The organism is Mesorhizobium sp. WSM4312 (genome assembly GCF_002294875.1).
Taxonomy (GTDB): Bacteria; Pseudomonadota; Alphaproteobacteria; order Rhizobiales; family Rhizobiaceae; genus Mesorhizobium.
Genome location: NZ_NSFU01000004.1, coordinates 1 through 18,016, shown reverse-complemented (window position 1 = coordinate 18,016; position 18,016 = coordinate 1). Strand labels below are relative to the sequence as shown.

16 protein-coding genes and 2 pseudogenes are annotated in these 18,016 nt (G+C 63.5%); 8 read left to right on the top strand and 10 right to left on the bottom strand.

Annotated elements, in window-relative coordinates; genetic code table 11:
- Window positions 1–72: 72 nt before the first annotated feature.
- From CK228_RS07155 to CK228_RS07140, 4 genes are all read left to right on the top strand, one after another.
- The gene (locus CK228_RS07155) at window positions 73–1,365 is read left to right on the top strand and encodes an efflux RND transporter periplasmic adaptor subunit (RefSeq protein WP_095787361.1); all 1,293 of its coding nucleotides are present in this window, start codon (window positions 73–75) and stop codon (window positions 1,363–1,365) included.
- 4 nt (window positions 1,366–1,369) lie between these two features.
- Window positions 1,370–2,077, top strand: coding sequence for an ABC transporter ATP-binding protein (locus CK228_RS07150; RefSeq protein ID WP_095773041.1), 708 nt, complete (start codon window positions 1,370–1,372; stop codon window positions 2,075–2,077).
- Between the two features lie 103 nt (window positions 2,078–2,180).
- Window positions 2,181–3,398 carry an ABC transporter permease gene (locus CK228_RS07145; RefSeq protein WP_095787360.1) on the top strand — a complete coding sequence of 406 codons (1,218 nt, stop codon included), beginning with the start codon at window positions 2,181–2,183 and terminating at the stop codon, window positions 3,396–3,398.
- A 126-nt stretch (window positions 3,399–3,524) separates the two neighbouring features.
- Complete coding sequence (locus CK228_RS07140) at window positions 3,525–3,767, top strand: hypothetical protein (protein ID WP_095773043.1); 243 nt, start codon at window positions 3,525–3,527, stop codon at window positions 3,765–3,767.
- Here the strand turns inward: CK228_RS07140 and CK228_RS07135 are convergent.
- Window positions 3,764–4,480 (bottom strand): hypothetical protein, encoded by a 717-nt coding sequence (locus CK228_RS07135; RefSeq protein ID WP_095773044.1) that lies wholly within the window; start codon window positions 4,478–4,480, stop codon window positions 3,764–3,766. The genes CK228_RS07140 and CK228_RS07135 overlap by 4 nt on opposite strands.
- 40 nt (window positions 4,481–4,520) lie before the next feature.
- A complete protein-coding gene (locus CK228_RS07130; RefSeq protein ID WP_095787359.1) occupies window positions 4,521–5,636 on the bottom strand; it encodes an endonuclease/exonuclease/phosphatase family protein in 1,116 nt (371 codons plus the stop codon).
- Window positions 5,637–5,824: 188 nt separating this feature from the next.
- Here CK228_RS07130 and CK228_RS07125 point away from each other — a divergent pair, with 188 nt between their 5' ends.
- A complete protein-coding gene (locus CK228_RS07125; RefSeq protein WP_095787358.1) occupies window positions 5,825–6,382 on the top strand; it encodes a BA14K family protein in 558 nt (185 codons plus the stop codon).
- Between the two features lie 439 nt (window positions 6,383–6,821).
- Window positions 6,822–7,265: a hypothetical protein gene (locus tag CK228_RS07120; RefSeq protein WP_095787357.1), complete on the top strand. Its 444-nt coding sequence runs from the start codon at window positions 6,822–6,824 to the stop codon at window positions 7,263–7,265.
- Between the two features lie 489 nt (window positions 7,266–7,754).
- On the opposite strand, the gene ilvC is transcribed toward CK228_RS07120, so the two are convergent.
- The 3 genes from ilvC to CK228_RS07105 all read right to left on the bottom strand — a co-directional run bounded on the left by ilvC (window position 7,755) and on the right by CK228_RS07105 (window position 10,081).
- Window positions 7,755–8,774 (bottom strand): ketol-acid reductoisomerase, encoded by a 1,020-nt coding sequence (ilvC, locus tag CK228_RS07115; RefSeq protein ID WP_010910140.1) that lies wholly within the window; start codon window positions 8,772–8,774, stop codon window positions 7,755–7,757.
- Between the two features lie 26 nt (window positions 8,775–8,800).
- Window positions 8,801–9,454, bottom strand: a complete 654-nt coding sequence (locus tag CK228_RS07110) for a TetR/AcrR family transcriptional regulator (RefSeq protein ID WP_095773047.1) — start codon at window positions 9,452–9,454, stop codon at window positions 8,801–8,803.
- Between the two features lie 168 nt (window positions 9,455–9,622).
- A complete protein-coding gene (locus tag CK228_RS07105; protein WP_095787356.1) occupies window positions 9,623–10,081 on the bottom strand; it encodes a MarR family winged helix-turn-helix transcriptional regulator in 459 nt (152 codons plus the stop codon).
- Between the two features lie 97 nt (window positions 10,082–10,178).
- Between CK228_RS07105 and CK228_RS07100 the strand changes: the two genes are divergently transcribed.
- A complete protein-coding gene (locus tag CK228_RS07100; RefSeq protein WP_095787562.1) occupies window positions 10,179–10,907 on the top strand; it encodes a glutathione S-transferase family protein in 729 nt (242 codons plus the stop codon).
- Window positions 10,908–10,945: 38 nt separating this feature from the next.
- On the opposite strand, the gene CK228_RS07095 is transcribed toward CK228_RS07100, so the two are convergent.
- From CK228_RS07095 to CK228_RS07085, 3 genes are all read right to left on the bottom strand, one after another.
- Complete coding sequence (locus tag CK228_RS07095) at window positions 10,946–13,726, bottom strand: CHAT domain-containing tetratricopeptide repeat protein (RefSeq protein WP_179295834.1); 2,781 nt, start codon at window positions 13,724–13,726, stop codon at window positions 10,946–10,948.
- Window positions 13,727–13,789: 63 nt separating this feature from the next.
- Window positions 13,790–15,076, bottom strand: coding sequence for an NAD(P)/FAD-dependent oxidoreductase (locus CK228_RS07090; protein WP_143750575.1), 1,287 nt, complete (start codon window positions 15,074–15,076; stop codon window positions 13,790–13,792).
- A 53-nt stretch (window positions 15,077–15,129) separates the two neighbouring features.
- The gene (locus CK228_RS07085; RefSeq protein ID WP_095773051.1) at window positions 15,130–15,540 is read right to left on the bottom strand and encodes a helix-turn-helix domain-containing protein; all 411 of its coding nucleotides are present in this window, start codon (window positions 15,538–15,540) and stop codon (window positions 15,130–15,132) included.
- 136 nt (window positions 15,541–15,676) lie between these two features.
- Between CK228_RS07085 and CK228_RS07080 the strand changes: the two genes are divergently transcribed.
- The gene (locus CK228_RS07080) at window positions 15,677–16,570 is read left to right on the top strand and encodes an SDR family oxidoreductase (RefSeq protein WP_095787354.1); all 894 of its coding nucleotides are present in this window, start codon (window positions 15,677–15,679) and stop codon (window positions 16,568–16,570) included.
- A gap of 34 nt (window positions 16,571–16,604) precedes the next feature.
- Here the strand turns inward: CK228_RS07080 and CK228_RS07075 are convergent.
- Together CK228_RS07075 and trkD are read right to left on the bottom strand one after the other, a co-directional pair.
- Window positions 16,605–17,637, bottom strand: a pseudogene (locus tag CK228_RS07075) (aldehyde reductase).
- Between the two features lie 41 nt (window positions 17,638–17,678).
- Window positions 17,679–18,016: pseudogene (trkD, locus tag CK228_RS07070) on the bottom strand (potassium transporter Kup); the annotation flags it as partial.

Genomic DNA, 18,016 nt, shown 5'->3' with positions numbered 1-18,016 from the left:
TTAATTTGATATTTGAACCGGTAACCCTGATCTGTGCACAGATAGGGACATTGCGCATCATAGGGGTCCGACGTGGACCAGATTGTCAATCTGCCAAAGACGGAATCGGATTCCGCCATCGCGACGGCGCTCGGGCTCGACAAGAAGGGGCGGAGCAAGACCCGCCGGCGTGGCTGGCTCTATGTGTTGCTGACCCTGACCGTGCTCGCCGCCGGACTTGGCCTCTATCAGTGGTATGCGGGCACGCCCGCCAGGATCGACTACACCACGGTGCCGGCCGCCAAGGCCGACCTCACCGTCCAGGTCTCGGCGACGGGCACGCTGCAGCCGCTCACCCAGGTCGATATTTCCAGCCAGCTCTCCGGCATCATCCGCTCGGTCTCGGTGAATGAGAATCAGCAGGTGAAGAAGGGCGACGTGCTCGCAGCCCTCGACACCACCAAGCTGCAGGTGCAGATCGAGCGCGCCGAGGCTTCCGCCAAGGGCGCGGCCGCCAATGTCGAGGATGCCACGGTGACGCTGGCCGAGAACGAGCGCGCGCTGGTGCGCGCGGCCGCCTTGACCAAGCGCGGCATGGCGACCGACCAGTCGCTGGAGGCGGCGACGGCGACGCGCGACCGCTCGAAGGCCGCGCTTGATAGCGCTCAGGCCAATCTCGCCATCGCCAATGCCGATCTGAAATCGCAGCAGACCGACCTTGCCAACAGCACCATCTACGCGCCGATCGACGGCATCGTGCTGACGCGCTCGGTCGACCCCGGCCAGACGGTCGCCTCCTCGCTGCAGGCGCCGGTGCTGTTCATCATCGCCGCCGATCTGCGGAACATGGAGCTGGTGGCGGCGGTCGACGAGGCCGATATCGGCGCCGTCAAGACTGGCCAGCATGCGCGCTTCACCGTCGACGCCTTCCCCGAGCGGCCATTCGACGCCGAGATCCGCGACATCTCCTATGCCTCGGTCACGACGGACGGCGTCGTCACCTACAATGCGCGGCTCGAGGTCGACAACAACGAGTTGTTGCTGCGCCCCGGCATGACCGCCACGGTTTCGGTCGTCACAAGACAGGCCAAAGATGTGCTGACCGTGCCCGCCAGCGCCTTCCGCTATCGCCCGACGCAGCAAGCAGCACGCGCATGGAGCTTCAGCGACCTGTTCACCGGCCGCATGGGCCGTCCGGGCGGCAATCGCCAGCGCCAGGCCGCAACGGCCCCCACCGACGGTTCGCGCACGCTCTATGTGCTGGAGAACGGACGGCCGCGTGCGGTCAAGGTCAAGATCGGCTCGACCGATGGCGAACTGACCGAGATCACGTCCGGCCTGGAGGAAGGCTCGCAGGTCATCACCGCCTCGCAGTTGCGGAGCTGAGGCCGTGGCCGCGGGCGCGCCTCTCATCACCTTCGACAAGGTCTGGAAGAGCTACGGCCAGGGCGAGGCCCGGGTGCACGCGCTGGCCGGCGTCGACCTTGCCATCCGGCGCGGCGAATTCGTCGCCATCATGGGCCCGTCCGGGTCGGGCAAATCGACGGCGATGAACATCATCGGCTGCCTCGACACGCCGACGGCCGGAACCTACTCCTTCTTGGGCGTCGACGCCGGCCGGCTCGACCGCAACCGCCGCGCCATGCTGCGTAACCTCTATGTCGGCTTCGTCTTCCAGGGCTACAATCTCCTGGCGCGCACCACGGCGGCGGAAAATGTCGAACTGCCGCTGATCTATCGCGGCGTGGCCAGCCGCGAGCGTCGCGACCTTGCCATGCAGGCGCTCGCCCAGGTCGGCCTGGTCGGCCGCGAGCATCACACGCCGGCCGAGCTCTCCGGCGGCCAGCAGCAGCGCGTGGCCATCGCGCGCGCCATCGTCACGCGGCCGATGCTGCTCGTCGCCGACGAGCCGACCGGCAATCTCGACACCGCCCGCACGCATGAGATCATGGAACTGCTGACAAAGCTCAACAAGGAGCTCGGCCTGACCGTCACCATGGTCACCCACGAGGCCGATGTCGCCGACTATGCCGAGCGCACCATCCGCTTCCTCGACGGCCATGTCGCCTCCGACGACGTGAACTTGGAAACGACTTAGCCATGACCCCGAAAAGTGGAATCCGGTTTTCGGTCAGGATCATGGCCAAACAGGAAGATAGAGCCCCATCCCGGCTCTTTCGGGATGGGTCAGGCACTATATCATGATCTGGGAAACCGTCCGCCTCTCGCTACGCTCGATCCGCCGCAACGTGCTGCGCTCCTTCCTGACGCTGCTCGGCATCGTCATCGGCGTCGCCGCCGTCATCGCCATGCTGACCATCGGCTCGGGCACGACGCAGAAGGTCAAGGCCGACATCTCCAAGCTCGGCAGCAATCTTCTGGTCGTCCGCGCAGGACGTCCGGCAGGCCCCGGCGGCCCGGGCGGGCTCGACCAGGTGGTGCGGCCGCTGGCCGAGAAGGACCTTGCGGCGCTGGTCGCGCATCTGACCGGCGCGCGCGCCATTTCGCCGGCCTCGCAAAAACAGGTTCGCGTCATCTTCGGCACCGAGAGCCTGACCTCAGGCGTCACTGGCACCGACAGCGCCTATCTCGATGCGCGCGACTGGAAGCTGATGTCGGGCCGTCCGTTCAGCGATTCCGAAACCCGCTCGGGCACCGGCGTGTGCCTGATCGGCGAGACGGTGCGCCAGCAATTCTTCGGCGCCGGCGATCCCGAAGGCGAGATCATCCGCGTCAACCGCACCTCTTGCAAGATCATCGGCCTGCTCGAACCCAAGGGCTACACCGGCTTCGGCCAGGACCAGGACAATGTCGTCCTGATGCCGCTGCACGCCTATCAGCGCCGCATCGCCGGCAATCGTGACATCGACAACATCTACATCGCCGCCGACGACCGCACGCCGACCAGCGAGTTGCAGCCGCGCGTCGAGGACATTTTGCGCGATATCAGGCGCATCACGCCGGATCGCGAAAGCGATTTCGCCATCCGCGACATGACGCAGATCGCCGACGCCATGGCCAGCGCCACCACCACCATGACCGGCATGCTGGGCGCGGTCGCCGGCGTCAGCCTTCTGGTCGGTGGCATCGGCATCATGAACATCATGCTTGTCTCGGTCACCGAGCGCACGCGCGAGATCGGCATCAGGCTCGCCATCGGCGCGCACGAAAAGCACATCCTGATTCAATTCCTGGTCGAGGCGACGGTGCTGTCGCTGCTCGGCGGCATCATCGGCATCCTGATCGGCCTGGCACTCGCCGGCCTGGCCTCAGCGACGCTGACCATCCCCTTCGTGCCGAGCCCGGCGGTCATCCTGCTCGCCGTCGGCTTCTCGGCGCTGATCGGCATGGTGTTCGGCTTCTTCCCGGCCCTGCGCGGTGCGCGCCTCGATCCGATCGACGCGTTGAGGCACGAGTAAAAGGCCGGACCGGCTCCGCCACGACTGCGGCCATCCCCAACCTTGGACGCTCGCCTGCATCGACAGCCCTGTCGCCTGCTGGTCGACGATGCTAAGGCAAGACATCTCCGGTCGAGGGAACGACACATGAGCAAGAAGACACGACTGATCGTGACGATGGTGATCATCGAGGCCGCCCTGGCAGGCATCTGGTGGTATCTCGCCCGCTTCGGCATGGCCAATCCCGATCGCGTCACCTCGGATTTCCAGGCAGTCGTCGGCCAGACCATGGGAATGGCCATGGGTGGGTTGCTGGGCATCGGCTTTATCTTGTTCCTCGTCGCGGCCCGCAACGACCGCAAGGCGGCGCAGGAGAAGACGCGCCCTTAATCCACGCCGGAAAAGTGCCACTCGATCAGCGGCTTCATATACGATGTCAGCCCGTCCGGCAGGTCGCCGGCATGGCGTATGACCACCGGCCCTTGGATCTCCGGATCGGTTTCGCTGGCGACGAAGGCTGAGATTCGCCGCGCGATCTCATCAGCCGGCGCCGGCTCGTGATAACGGCGGAAGATCACCGTGCCGCTGTTCGTCGACAAGGCGTGATAGCGCTCGCCGCGCTCAGCAGCCGACAGGTCGAGGCCGGTCTCCTCGCGCACCTCGCGGATCATGTTGAAGTCGACATCGACCAGCCCATCGCGGAAATCGACCGGCTCGAACGAACCGGCGGCGAAATAGACGCGGCCGGCATTGACCGTGTGACGTCCCATGCGGATCGCCACCAGCGCATTGTCGCCGGCCACCAGCATGGCATGGGCATAGGCGTGCTCGGCTCCGGAATTCTCGCGCTGCTTCCGCCAGAGCATGAAGGTGGAGTAGTTGACCGCATGGCAGCGGCCGATCAGGCTGTTGTCACGCCAGGCAAGCTGCGACAGCAGCACCACCGTGCCGTCGAACAGCGCCGGATTGGCTGCTATCTCGCGCTGCCAGTTCTCGGCGATCGCCGCGGCATTATCCCTGGCGAAGGGATGCGGGCCGGGATCGAGCCGGACGTCGACGGCATCGACGGGCAGGATGACATTGCGCGGAAGATCGAAACTCATGCGTCTAAGCCCCAATGTCGCCTATCGAGCCCGATTATGCTTATCCAACCATGTCCAGCGTGATCGCCACCGGGCAATGGTCCGATGCTTTCGGCCGGTCCCAGCCGGCGCGCGGAAAGCGCTCGACTTCCTGGCCAGCCGGAAAGATCGTGCGCCAGGGCTGGCCATTGCGGATGATATCGGGAACAGCGGTGGTGTTCTTCGCCGCCAGCCCCCTGGACAGCAGGATATAGTCGAGCTGGCAGAGATGCCGCTCCTCGGGTCCGCGCGTGTGATAGAAGGTCCAGCGGTTCATTTCCGGCCGACGCTCGATGACGTTCTCGCAGAAGCCGCCGGCGGTCAGCACGTCGATGCAGGACCGCGCCTCGTCGATCACCTCGAAATGGTAGCCGTCGACATCATCGCCGGCGATCTTCACGCGCTGGCGGTAATCGTTCATGTCGCCACAGATCGCCCAGCGCTTGTCGGCGGCATGGTCCTTGCCGAAACGCTCCTCGATGATCCGCCGCACCGCTTGCGCCTCGGCGATGCGCACCGGCATCGTCGCCTCGCGCCCGTCGAGCCCGTTGCGCGGCGAGCCCATCGACTTGAAATGCACGAGATAGAGCGTCAGCGGCACGCCGCCGACGGTGATGTCGACTTCCAGGCAGTCGCGCCGGAAGATGCGTTCATTGGCCTGGCTGCCGAGGGCCGCCAGTTCCGGCGTGTGCAGCCCGAACTGCTCGTAGGTGACGTAGGCATGGCTGGTCATGCGCACGAATTCGATCGGCTGTCCCTGCGCGGTCTCGTTGCGCATCATCACGGCGACATCGATGCCGCGCGAGTCATTGCCCGAGGTTGTGTATTTCTGCCGATAGCCCTGCCCCACCATCTTGAACAGATAGCCGTATTCGAAGGCCTTCAGCGCCTCGATATTGTCGACCTCCTGCATGCAGATGATGTCGGCCCGCGTGGCGGCGATCGCCAGCGCCGTCAGCTGGCGCGTGTCGTCGGACTGCGCGATGGCGCGGGCCTGCTCCAGCATCTTGTATTCGGCTTCGCTCTGTATATCGAACAGCGCCAGCGTCCGATCCTCGTTGAGCTGGTTGCGATAGCCGGAAAAGTCGAACCTGTTCATCAGGTTCTCGACATTGAAGGTGGCAAGGCGCAGCGACATGCCCTGACCTTTGCCTGCAAGAGCGCCGGAACACAAGATCGCAGGACCACAAGCCAAGATCGTTTGGACCTGACGGCATTCGCGCCATGGTTGACGGAACCTTTCCGTTCATCCGCCGTTCAGACGCAAAGATCCACAGTGGGCCCATTCCAGGGTAGGCGTGGGGCCTTTAGCTCTTGGAGAGTGTTATGAACTCGCTCTTTTCATCCACGGTAAAATCGGGGCTTGTCGCCCTGGGCGTCATATCAGGCATCACGGCGCCATCAGCTGCCGGACCGATCATGCAACCGGATCTGTCGCTTCCCACAAGCACGGCGGCGCCAACGGTCACGCCGGTTCGCGACGAATGGGCGGGCGGCAATGACCGCCAATTCAACAACGACAATTGGAGATGGCGCCGGTCAGGTAACTGGAACGGTGGTCGGCACTGGAGCGGTGGAGGCAACTGGAACGGCGGCGACAATTGGCGCTGGCGCCATGGTCGCCGGCACTATCACGGCGGTTATGACGATGGCGCAGCCGCGATCCTTGGCCTTGGCCTCGGGCTTGGCCTCGGCAGCATGTACAACAGCTACAACAACTACGACTACTATGCGCCGGCACCGCGCCGCTACTACCGCGCCGGGCGGCTTTCCAACGCCCATGTCCGGTGGTGCTATAACCGCTACCGGTCCTACCGCGCCTGGGACAACACGTTCCAGCCTTATGGCGGCCCGCGCCAGCAATGCTGGTCGCCCTATAGCTGAGCTGTAGGTCAGACCAAGGTAAAATGAAAACGGCGCCTCGCGGCGCCGCTTTTTTGTTTTTGGCGAGCCCCCTCGTGCCGACAAAACTGTAAAATCCGTCAGGGCATTCGATTGTCGCGCTCCCCCTGAGTTCCGCTCTCATGCAATTCGGTGGATCACATTGGAATGCGAGAGGCTGCCGGCCTCGCAAAATCCTCGACCGCTATCCCCTAACGATTCGTTGTTAAGGAAAACGAGCGACCTAAATCAATTGAATTCCCCGCTATGAGTCCCCGAATCTGACGAGTCAGACTCTATTCGCCCGCTAGAATTGGTAGCCGCGACGTTTTCCACATCAACAGCTAGGGATTGCGGAAAAAATCATTGAACTTTTCCCCAGGTTAGAGCAGCATCTGAAATGCGATTCGACACTGAGAGTATGCTGTGACATACTTTAGCCATGTCGAACGTTGCCCGTTTTCCCAATACACCGCCGAAGTCACCGGCCTCACAGGAAACTGTGCAGGCCGAACAGACCCTCGCGCTCATTAAAACCTTGCTTGCATCGCTCCCAGAAGCGGAAAGAGATCTCGTCGCCCGACAGCTTTGGAAGATGGTTGGCACACCAGACTCGCCGAAGGCCGGCGACGTCCTCTCCAGTGTAGTCTCATTGATGAAGCGCCGCGAAGAGTTCACAGTCGCAGAAGTGAGACAGCACGTAGAGCACCGCGTAGGCGCCGCCCCCAAGGAAGTCTACAACGCTCTTGGCTATCTAACGCGCAAGGGACGCCTGAAGCGGATCGGTTACGGCCGATATGTAGTGGATGGGGTCGGTCTCTCAACCTCTGACGATCTTGGAGGCGAAATGGACCGACACGAAGATTTGTCAGACGATGAAAGATAGTACGAAGGCGACCGGCGCTGCCGGTCGCCTAAGAGATCGAGTGTGATGCGGTGAGTGCCTAGCCAGCGGCCGCATCACAGAACCAAAACCGGAAGGAGGCGGCAAGGACCGCGAAACCTATGGCTTTAGTTGTCCCAGTCTAGCCGGGGTTGGTTGACGGTGCGTTAGCGCCGTCAACCAATTCGACTCCCTCATTTTACACGACTGCACCTAACTCACAACCGCGGCGACAACTCGTCGCGGAAAGGAAAAGCTATGTCTAAGAAGAGCCCGTGGCACTCCAAAGCGAATAACGATCGCAAGGTTTACCACGATGAAACGAAATGCACGGAAGGCAACAACATCGAGCCCAAGAACGTGGTTTCTGGAACCGGTGGACTCCCGAAGTGTGATCATTGTCGCCGCATCAGCGGCTAACCTGCTGAGAGACGGGGGGCATTTTTGCCCCCCGTACACCTCGCCCTCAGCCGTGAGGCGAAACCCAAAGGCTCAGTTCTTGGCCTTGTCGACCAGCTTGTTCTTCGAAATCCACGGCATCATAGCGCGGAGTTTAGCACCAACCTCCTCGATCTGGTGGCTGTCGTTCATGCGGCGGATGCCCTTGAAGCGAGACAGGCCGGCGCGGTATTCCTGCATCCATTCCGAGGTGAACTTGCCGGTCTGGATGTCCTTCAGCACGCGCTTCATCTCGGCCTTGGTTTCGGCGGTGATGATGCGCGGACCCGAGACATACTCGCCCCATTCGGCGGTGTTCGAAATCGAGTAGTTCATGTTGGCGATGCCGCCTTCATAGATCAGGTCGACGATCAGCTTGACCTCGTGCAGGCACTCGAAATAGGCCATTTCGGGCGCGTAGCCGGCTTCCACCAGCGTCTCGAAGCCGGCGCGGATCAGTTCGACCAGGCCGCCGCACAGCACGACCTGCTCGCCGAACAGATCGGTCTCGCATTCCTCGCGGAAATTGGTCTCGATGATGCCCGAACGGCCGCCGCCGACGCCGCAGGCGTAGGACAGTGCCAGGTCGAGCGCATTGCCCGAGGCATCCTGGTTGACGGCGACCAGGCACGGCACGCCGCCGCCCTTCTGGTATTCGCCGCGCACCGTATGGCCCGGGCCCTTCGGCGCGATCATGACGACGTCGACGGTCGACTTCGGCTCGATCAGGCCGAAATGCACGTTGAGGCCGTGCGCGAAGGCGATCGCCGCGCCGTCGCGAATGTTCGGCGCGATCTCGTTCTTGTAGATGTCGGCCTGCAGCTCGTCGGGCGTCGCCATCATCATCAGGTCGGCCCATTTGGCGGCGTCCGCCACGCTCATCACCTTGAGCCCGTCGGCCTCGACCTTCTTGGCGGTCGCCGAGCCGGCCTTGAGGCCGATGGCGATTTCCTTGGCGCCAGAATCCTTGAGGTTGAGCGCATGCGCCCTGCCCTGGCTGCCATAGCCGATGATGGCGACCTTCTTGCCCTTGATCAGGTTGAGATCGGCATCACGATCGTAATAGACGCGCATTTTTACTTCCTTCCCGTTTCTTGAGATCAGAGGCCCTGCGGCCCGGTTTTTGCTCCGAAAAGAGCGAGAAACTGCTGCGTCGCCCGCACGGCATCGCCGCCGATCGTCGCCTCAGTCAATTCCAGCCGGTCGCCAAGCAGCAGACGGATCTGCACGTCACGGGCGACCAGCCCGAAAAAGCTGCGGAATGCCGTCTCGGCATCCGCGAAATCGAGAAGCCCGGCCTGGCGCCCTGCCTCGAGCACCGGCTTCAGCCGCCTGGCCAGCGCGAAGCGGCCATTCTCCAGCACCACGGCGCCAAGGTTGTCCTTGCCAGAACCGGCATGGCCGACCGCCACCCGGTTGAGCGCGATCGAGGTGTCGCTGGAAATCACCTTCAGCCAGTCGGAAGCAAAACGCTCGAGGCTCGCCGTCAGCGAGGCAAGGTCGAGCCCTTTGCCGTCGACGGGCGCCACGCGCACCTTGGAGGCCTGCCACTGCACGGTCGCCGTCAACAGCCCGTCGCGGTCGCCGAACCATTTGTAGAGCGTTTCCTTGGAACAGCTGGCCCGCCGCGCCACCGCGGTCATGGTCAGCTGATCGCCCTCCTCGACCAACAACCGCAACGCCGCATCCAGAACGGCCTTCTGCCGCTCCGTCAGCGTCTCGCTGGTGTCGATGTCAGGTACGATGTGCAACACGCTCTTCCCTCGCGGACAGCCAAGCCAATCATCCTGGCAAGCCGTACCGTACGTTACGGTTCGGCATATTGCGCAATCCGGCTCGGCGCGCAAGGGGCGGCGCGGAAAAAGATCGACGGCCGCGAGCGCCAACGCTTTCATTGAGGCATCGCGGCACAGCGGCCAAGATCAGTCGAGGACAGGCGGATCACGCAGCCGGCCAAGCAGCGTCGACATCATCTTCAGCTCATCCGCTGAAAGTTTGCCGCCAACCAGTTCGGCGATTGACCGTCCGTAGACAGTCCACATCCGGCGGCGCGTCTCACGCCCCTTGGCCGTGATGCGGATCGTCTGCCCGCGACCATCGTCGGTCACCGGCAGCTTCTCGACCAACCCGTCCGCCTCTAGCCGAGCCAGCAGCCGCGAGATGTTGTACTGCGCAAACAAGGTGCGCTCGATCAGTTGAAACGGCCGTAGACCGCCCTCTCCCGCTTCGGCAAGCTCGTGCAGCACGTCGTACCAGGCAAGCGGCGGCAGGCCGCCCTCCTTCAGCGCGTCTTCGACGCTTTCCACAAGCTGGCGCGAAACCCGCATCAGGCGAGCCCAGGCCTTGATGGCTTCCGGCGAAGGCGTGGCTTTCTCGGTCATGGCCGACCCTAGACGATAGATGCAAATGCATCAAGCTTGACGGTAGATGCAATTGCATCTATATGCATGCAACTGCATCAACATCGGAACCAAATCCATGAACGCCCTCATTCTCGTCAGCCACCCTCTCTGCCCGTATGTCCAGCGTGCGGCGATCTCGCTGACCGAGAAAGGCGTGCCGTTCGAGCGCGTCGACATCGACCTCGCCGACAAGCCGGACTGGTTCATGGCCATCTCGCCGCTAGGCAAGGTGCCGCTGTTGCGCGTCCAGCGAAATGGCGACGAAACGACAATCTTCGAATCCGCGGTCATCCTCGAATTCCTCGAGGAGACGCAGGCCAAGCCCCTCCACCCGGCCGACCCCTACGCCCGTGCCCGGCACCGTGCCTGGATCGAATACGGTTCGGCCGTGCTGAACACCATCGGCCGGCTCTATTCGGCACCGACCGAGGCCGGTTTCCGTGCTGAGTCCCGCGCGCTGTCGGGGATGTTTGACCGCCTTGAGGCCGAACTGGCGGACGATGCCTTGCGGAGCGCGCCATGGTTCGCCGGCCACCGCTTTTCGCTGGTCGATGCGGTGTACGGCCCTGTCTTCAGATATCTCGACGCGTTCGACCGCATCGGCGATTTCGGCATCCTGGACGCCAAGCCGCACGTCCAGTCCTGGCGGAAGGCGCTGAATGATCGTCCGTCGATCAAGCACGCCGTCGCGCCGGACTATCCGCAGCGTCTGCATGCTTTCCTGCAAGCAAAGGGATCCTTCCTGTCGAGCCTCATCCGCCAAGGCGATCAAGCCGGACCTTTTGCTTTGGCACGATCGGCTTGAACGCACGGATCGCGAGCAAGCATGTGCTTCGAGTGGCCTCAGTTCTCGAACATGACAAAGGCGGCCCAGACCCGCGGATCCTGGGCGCCTGATATCTTGCCGTCGCGGGCATCGCGTCGGGTCTGGCGCAGCGCTTCCGGATAGGTTTGTCCCGCGGCAAGATGGCCGTAGAACCCTACCATGAAAGCAGCGGTTCCGGCGTCGTCCACGGGCCACAGCGTCAACAGCGAGCGTTTCGCGCCGGCAATGTCGATTGCCGTCGGCAGGCCGCGCAAACCGCCGACGAATGTCTCCTGGCCGCGAGCCGTCTCACAGGCGGACAGGACAAGCAGATCGAGGCCCGACAAATCCCAGTTCATCAATTCCATGCCATAGAGCCGACCGTCATCGTCATCACGTTTCATCGACTGCCGGTCTCCCGACTGCGACAGCACGACCTGGCTCTGCCAAAGCGCGTTGACGGCGCCCACGCCGCCCTCTTTCTCATCACGGTAGGCGCCATGGGTGGCCAGATGCGCAATCGTCGCCTGCTCCATATCCTTGCGCAGCATCCGCTCGCTGGCCGCCGTACCGGTGAGCATTTCGACCGAATAGTGATCGGCGCCCAGGATCGAGGCGATCGCGTCGACCTCCTTGCGGGTGCCCGGCAGCGGCTCCGCCCCTTTTTCCGAACCGCGCGCATAGTCCAACCCGCCGGCCAGCAAGGCTCTGCCCGTCTTGGGAAAACTCTGATCGACGCCGGCATTCAACAGCGATTCCGGCCGCGTCAGCACGCGCACCACGAAACGATCATCGAGCGACGCCCCCCTGCCGTCCTGCAGCAAGGGGAATGGCACCGAAAACAGTTTTCCGTCCGGCACCACGAAAAGCGTATCGGCGCCACCAAGCGACGGCTCCAACGGCGCGATCAGACCGGAATAAAGCCCGGTGAATGTGGCGTTCAGATCGATCAAGGTCACGGCGCCCCGTTCCTGCGCGTAGCGCGTCGACCTCAGCTTCGCGATGCGTGTTTCGCGCGCGGCCGGGATGAGCCGGCGGGGATCGCCGAGATCATAGAGAGACGGCTGCCGATCCTTGCGGGTGACGATCGCATAGAGGCGCTCGTCTTCCAGCGGATCGGCACTCTCCCGATCCGCCCGCCACTTGCGGGTGATGAAGTAGTCGATCAGCGCCTCGTTTGGCTTCAGCAGGGCGCCGGCCGACGGCAGCGGCTTGTCCACCACGCCCTGGCTGAAACTGTATTTGGCCATGACTCTGGCCGTGGCCTTTTGGTATGCCGCTTCAACCTGCTCCGGCTGCACTGCCCCAGGATCGTCGGAACTGTCACCGCTGGAGGCCGCCTCCTGATAGGCCAGGGACATCCGGATCCCGGCCTGGATCAAATACCGCGTCTCCGTATCGTTCGGATCGATCAAGCGGGACAGTCTGCGCAACAGATCGCGTTTCTCGTTTTCAAGCGTCGGCCAGCGGCGCACGGCTTCGGCAAACGCCGGCACCGCCGATGCATTGTCTTTTGCGAGGCGCGCATAGTCGTACAGCATGTCATCGGCGAGGGCGCGGCTGGCCTCGGCCACGATTGGATTGCCAGCCGTGCTCACCTGGAACCAATTCCAACGCAGCATGTCTTCGTCGAGAGCCGCGAAATCGGCAGCCGCCTTCTCCGGGTTCGTCTTCGCCTTGAGATTTGCGATGGCCTGCCGCGCGGCAAAGGTCAGCGGGTGCACCACCCCGTACGTCGCTTCGGCGATGCTTTGGGCTCGCTCAAGCTGGCCCATGCCGTTTTCCCTGTCGCCCACTGCGACGAAATGCGCGGCGAGCAGGTTGGCGATCTTGATTGCCAGTATTTCGGGATAGTTCGGGTCGGTGGTCAGTTGTTGCAGCCTTGCCAGCGTCGGCTGATCGAGCGGCTGCGCGCTAGAGAGCGCCCTGGTATAGAGCAGCCAGGCATCGGCCTGTTCGACCAGATTGCCTTCCTGCTTGAGAACGACGGCAATGTCTCGATCCTGCTGGAAGTAGCGCAAGGCCTCGTCGTACTTGCCAAGGTCCAGATAGTCCTGTGCCGTGTTATTGGCGCTGACCAAAACGTTGAAGTGATCCGAGCCGTAGTAGCCGATCCGCTTCTCCAGCACGGCCAGATCGTATTGCAAGGCGCGTGTCGGAGCCCCCATCTGGCGCAGCATGTCGGCCAGATTGTTCTGCAGCTTCCAGATGAAACGATCATCGGTACCGGCTACCTGCGCCGCCAACTTCAGATTACGCTGTTCGATATTGATCGCCGACGCGATTTGACCGAATGCGGCGACCCCAGTCGCCAACACATCGTTGGCAAACAGAAGTTCCTGGGATTCCTTGCCGTGGTATTGGGCGTATAGATTGGTGGCTGTCGCGCACATGGAAACGAAGCCCTGATAGTCCTTCTCGGCCTGCTTCAGCATTGCGTAATTGAGATAAAAGTCGCCGCGCTTCTCGACATCCTGCTGCATCGCCCGGATTTTCAGGCCTTCGGCAAAAATCTCTTCGGCGTAGTCGAGGATCTGGTTGTTGAGGAAAGTCGCGCCGGCGTTCGAGTAGCTCTCCACGGTGAAGTCGTAGAGGTCGCTTCTGGCGGCATCGAGCAGCGTTGCGCGCAATTGCGCATAACCTTCATCGAAGCGTCCTGCGTCCATCATCAGCTTGTAGGCCGCGTCAATGCGGGCTTTCAGCGCCACTTCGGTGTCAGCCGCCCCCTGCTGGCTGGCTTGGCCCGGCGTCTGGGCTTGCGCTTGCGGTGAGGGAAACGCTACCGCCAGCATCACTAGGATAGATGCAACAACGCGCATCAGATGTTGCGATTCTCGCGTTCTGAACATGGCGTGCATGCGAACCGGCATGGGCGAAAAACTCTATGAAGAGGTCGTATCATGACCTGAATTTTGACCGAAGTCCCATCGCGCTTCCGTCAATCCTGCCCGCCTGAACGGGTCGATCACCGTGCCGGCGACCATCGAGGCAAGAAACTGCGGCGCCGACGGAATTTTCGCGACGGTCGCCACCAGCCTGTCGCGGATGAAGGGCAGTGCCACCGAATCCGATTGGTAGAACGGCGTGAATGCCAGCGACAGCGCCTGGAAGACACGCACGTGCCAGCGCCGCGCCTTGGCATAGGCTTCGAGCGCTGCCTCGATGCTCTGCGTGCGCGCCAGCGCATGGCTGAGCGCCGCGGCATCGAGCAGCGCCATATTGGCCCCTTGCCCAAGCTGCGGGCTGGTCGAGTGGGCGGCATCGCCGATAACGGCAAGCCTCCGCGCGACCGGCATCTTCATCGTGTGGTGGCCGTAGCGGGCCAGCGACAGCTGGTCGAAACTGTCGATCTGGCTGGTGAACGCTTCGCTTTGCGGCCACAGCCGCACCACCCTTTCCTTCCAGGCGTCGATGCCGACAGCGCGCACCGCGTCGGCATCATCAGGCTTCAGGCTCCAGAAGAAGGCCGCCATCGTCTCGGCGCCCGGCTCCGGCCGGCCGATCGGCAGCACACCGATCATCACGCTGGCCTTGTCGTAGCGCTGCGACAGCGCGTGCTCGTCAAAACCTTCGCCACGCCAGCCGAGCGATGCCCAGAACGCACCATAAGTCAGAGGGCGCGGCGCGCCCGCAGCGCCAACGCATTGCCGCAGTTTCGAGCGCGAACCGCTGGCGTCGACGACCAGATCGAAGGGCCCTGCCTTTGGCCCATTGCCTCGGACCAGCGTCGCCCTTTCGCCTGCCTCGACCGTCTCGACCTCGACGCCGGTCTCGATGGCGATGGCCTCGCGCCGAGTGGCGCGGAAGAGCACGCCGAACAGCGCCGCACGGTGCACCGCCAGGCCGAAACGGCGGCCGCGCTGGGCGTCGTAGCGAACGTCCAGCACGGTGCGACCGGTCGAGGCATCGGCGCCGTGCAGCCGGTCGATGCGGGCGCCGAGCGCCAGTATGTCGTCGAGCAGGCCGAGATCGGCCAGAACGGTCAAGCCGGTCGGCTGCAGGATCAACCCGGAGCCGACGGGCTTCGGCTCCTCGAAGCGCTCGAAGATGGTGACCCTGTGCCCTGCCCGCTTGAGATACAGCGCCACGGCCAGCCCTGCCGGACCGGCGCCTGCAATTGCAATGTCGTAGGAAATGCCGATGCCCCCAAGCCGAACTGGCCGGGACAATCCTTCAGCCGCCTGATGAAATCAAGTCGCGCCGCCGAACGCCGTCGCGCTGCTCAAGCCTGCGCTGCGTCGAAACCGGCGCGCGCCTCACGCACCGCATCGTGGTTGAGTTCGGCCCATTGGATCAGGTGATGCAGGGCGCCGAACATCGAGCGTCCGAGGTCGGTGAGGCTGTACTCGACGCTGGGCGGCTTGGTCGGGAATACTTCGCGGTGCACATAGCCGTCGCGCTGCAGGTCGTGGAGCGTCTGGGTCAGCATGCGCTGCGAGATGTCGGGCACCAGCCGCCGCAATTCGCCGAAGCGATAGGGCTGTTCGGCCAGCGCCGCCATCAGCAGCGAGCTCCATTTGCCGTTGAGCCCCTGGATGACCTCGCGGACCGGACAATCGGCAAGGTTGCCGCCGCCGGTCATGGCCTTGTAGACGTCGAGTTTGGACCTCAGATTGACGATCCGGCTGTCCATGGCTGGTTCCCCGCGTGTGCCTACCTCCCGAAAAACTGCCTTCTTTACGGCGCCGGGTCAATTCCTATTTTAGTGCTGGTCTCTTTTTGAGACCATTAAGAACACCCGCCATGCTGGCGCAAAATCAGGACCTCCCATGACCGAAACCCTTCTCGTCACCGGCGCTTCCGGCCAGCTCGGCCGCAGCGTCATCCGCTATCTCCTGGACACGCACAAAGTTCCGCCGGGAAAGATCATCGCCACCACCCGCAACCCGGAAAGCGCCGCCGATCTGGCGGCGCGTGGCGTCGTTGTCCGGGCCGCCGACTTCAACGACGCGACCTCGCTGGAAAACGCATTCAAGGGCGCCGACAGGGTGCTGATCATTTCGACCAGCGATCTCGATCTCAAAACCGGCAGGCGTCTGAAGCAGCATGAGGCGGCGGTGGCGGCTGCGAAGAAAGCAGGCGTTTCGCATCTGCTCTACACCTCGATGCCCAATCCGGAGCCGGTTTCGCCAGTGCTGTTTGCCGGCGACCACTACGGCACCGAGCAGGCGATCAAGGCCAGCGGTATCGCCTATACGATCTTCCGCAACGGCTGGTACCAGGAGAACCTGTTCATGGCACTGCCGAACGCCATTGCCTCGGGGCAGTGGTATACGTCCGCCGGCGACGGCCGCATCGCCCATGGTGCACGCGACGACATGGCCGCAGCCATCGCCGCTAGCCTCGCCTCCGGTTCGGCCGACAGCAAGACCTACACGCTAACCGGGCCGCAGGCCTATACGACAGCCGAAATCGCCGCCCTGGTGAGCGAAGTCACCGGCAAGCCGCTGAACGTCATTCAGCTGCCCGACGAGGCCCTGACCGAAGGCGTGAAGGCGGCCGGCGTCCCCGAGGAGTTCGCTCGCGTCATCGTGTCTTTCGACGCCAACACGCGGTCCGGCCGCATCGCCATGGCAACGGACGCGGTCGAAACGCTTTCCGGCAGGAAGCCGCGAACGCTGAAACAGTTCCTCGAAGCCAACAAGGCCGCACTGGCTGGTTGAAAGGTGCGCGGCGGGAGGTCTGCCTTCCGCCGCGCTACGTCTTGAGCAGGCCGAGCCGGATCAGACTCTCGCCGGTGGCGGCCAGCGCGTCTTCACGCGAGCGCGGCGCCCAGCCGAGCACATGGACCGCCTTGGCGTTGGTGGTATTCTTGACCTTGCCCAGTTCCGTCACCAGCTGCGCGGCTTCAGGGTTGAACAGTCCCACGATCCGCACCAGCCAATCGGGAAGTTCCCGGGTCTTGACGCGCGCCGCCGCCTCGCCGAGCCTCGTCTTCAAGGTCTGCGCGATTTCCCGCACAGTCATGAAATCACCCGATACCGCCAGGAAGCGCTCGCCTTCGGCGGTTGGATCGGCCATGGCGCGCACGTGCAGATCAGCCACGTCGCGTGCGTCGACCACGCCGAAGGACAGGCGCGGCAGCCCCGGCATTGCACCGTTCATCATGCGCTGGACGAATTCGGTGGAGGCGAATGGTCGGAGCCTAGCACAGGCCCGAAGATGCCGACCGGATTGACGACCGCCAATTCCAGCCCGCCGCCTTCGGCGGCAATGAAATCCCAGGCTGCGCGCTCGGCAAGCGTCTTCGACTTCACATAGGCGCTGACCTTGGCCGTCGGATCGGTCCAGCTCTCCTCGGTGAAGGGCCGGCCGTCGGGCGGCATCTTGCCGTAGCCGATGGCCGCGAAGGACGAGGTCAGCACGACGCGTTTGACACCAGCGTCCCGCGCCGCCCGCAGCACCCGCAGCGCCCCTCGCGAGCCGGGATGATCAGGTCATCCTCGTGCTTCGGCACGCCGGGTGGAAATGGCGAGGCGACATGCAGCACTTAATCACAGCCTGCGACCGCTTGCGGCCAGCCGGCGTCGATCATGAGGTCGGCGACGGCAAAGGACAGCCGACCGCCCGGCTCGGCACCGCCAGCCTTGAGCATGGCCAGAACATCGGTTTCACGCCTGGCGGAGCGCACCGTCGTGCGCACGCGGTAGCCCGCATCCAGCAGGGCAAGGACACAGTGGGCGCCGAGGAAGCCCGATCCGCCGGTGACAAGCACCACTTCACCGCTCATGCCCGCCTCCGCACCTTTTCAGGTAAAGGCGATAGAGCTCGTCAGATCGCCACCTGTGTGCCGATCTCTACCACGCGCCCGGTCGGGATCTGGAAATATTCGGTCGCGTCCGCCGCCGTGCGCGCCAGGCCGATGAAGAGGCGGTCCTGCCACACCGGCATGCCGGAATTGGGCGAGGCCTTGAGCGAGCGCCGCGACAGGAAGAACGACGTCGTCATGATGTCGAACTTCCAGCCCTGCTTGCGGCAGATTGCCAGCGCGCGCGGAATGTTGGGCTGTTCCATATAGCCGAAGGTCAGCGTCACCCGCATGAACAGCTCGTTGACCGTCTCCATCTTGACCCGGTCGCTGTCGGACACCACCGGCTGCGGCGCCGTCA

What these genes read in the sequence shown, in the direction of transcription:
- CK228_RS07145 (WP_095787360.1), top strand. Translation starts at nt 2,181, where the DNA reads ATGATCTGGGAAACCGTCCGCCTCTCGCTACGCTCGATCCGCCGCAAC.
- CK228_RS07140 (WP_095773043.1), top strand. Translation starts at nt 3,525, where the DNA reads ATGAGCAAGAAGACACGACTGATCGTGACGATGGTGATCATCGAGGCC.
- CK228_RS07135 (WP_095773044.1), bottom strand. Translation starts at nt 4,480, where the DNA reads ATGAGTTTCGATCTTCCGCGCAATGTCATCCTGCCCGTCGATGCCGTC.
- CK228_RS07130 (WP_095787359.1), bottom strand. Translation starts at nt 5,636, where the DNA reads ATGTCGCTGCGCCTTGCCACCTTCAATGTCGAGAACCTGATGAACAGG.
- CK228_RS07125 (WP_095787358.1), top strand. Translation starts at nt 5,825, where the DNA reads ATGAACTCGCTCTTTTCATCCACGGTAAAATCGGGGCTTGTCGCCCTG.
- CK228_RS07120 (WP_095787357.1), top strand. Translation starts at nt 6,822, where the DNA reads ATGTCGAACGTTGCCCGTTTTCCCAATACACCGCCGAAGTCACCGGCC.
- ilvC (WP_010910140.1), bottom strand. Translation starts at nt 8,774, where the DNA reads ATGCGCGTCTATTACGATCGTGATGCCGATCTCAACCTGATCAAGGGC.
- CK228_RS07105 (WP_095787356.1), bottom strand. Translation starts at nt 10,081, where the DNA reads ATGACCGAGAAAGCCACGCCTTCGCCGGAAGCCATCAAGGCCTGGGCT.
- CK228_RS07100 (WP_095787562.1), top strand. Translation starts at nt 10,179, where the DNA reads ATGAACGCCCTCATTCTCGTCAGCCACCCTCTCTGCCCGTATGTCCAG.
- CK228_RS07095 (WP_179295834.1), bottom strand. Translation starts at nt 13,726, where the DNA reads ATGCGCGTTGTTGCATCTATCCTAGTGATGCTGGCGGTAGCGTTTCCC.
- CK228_RS07085 (WP_095773051.1), bottom strand. Translation starts at nt 15,540, where the DNA reads ATGGACAGCCGGATCGTCAATCTGAGGTCCAAACTCGACGTCTACAAG.
- CK228_RS07080 (WP_095787354.1), top strand. Translation starts at nt 15,677, where the DNA reads ATGACCGAAACCCTTCTCGTCACCGGCGCTTCCGGCCAGCTCGGCCGC.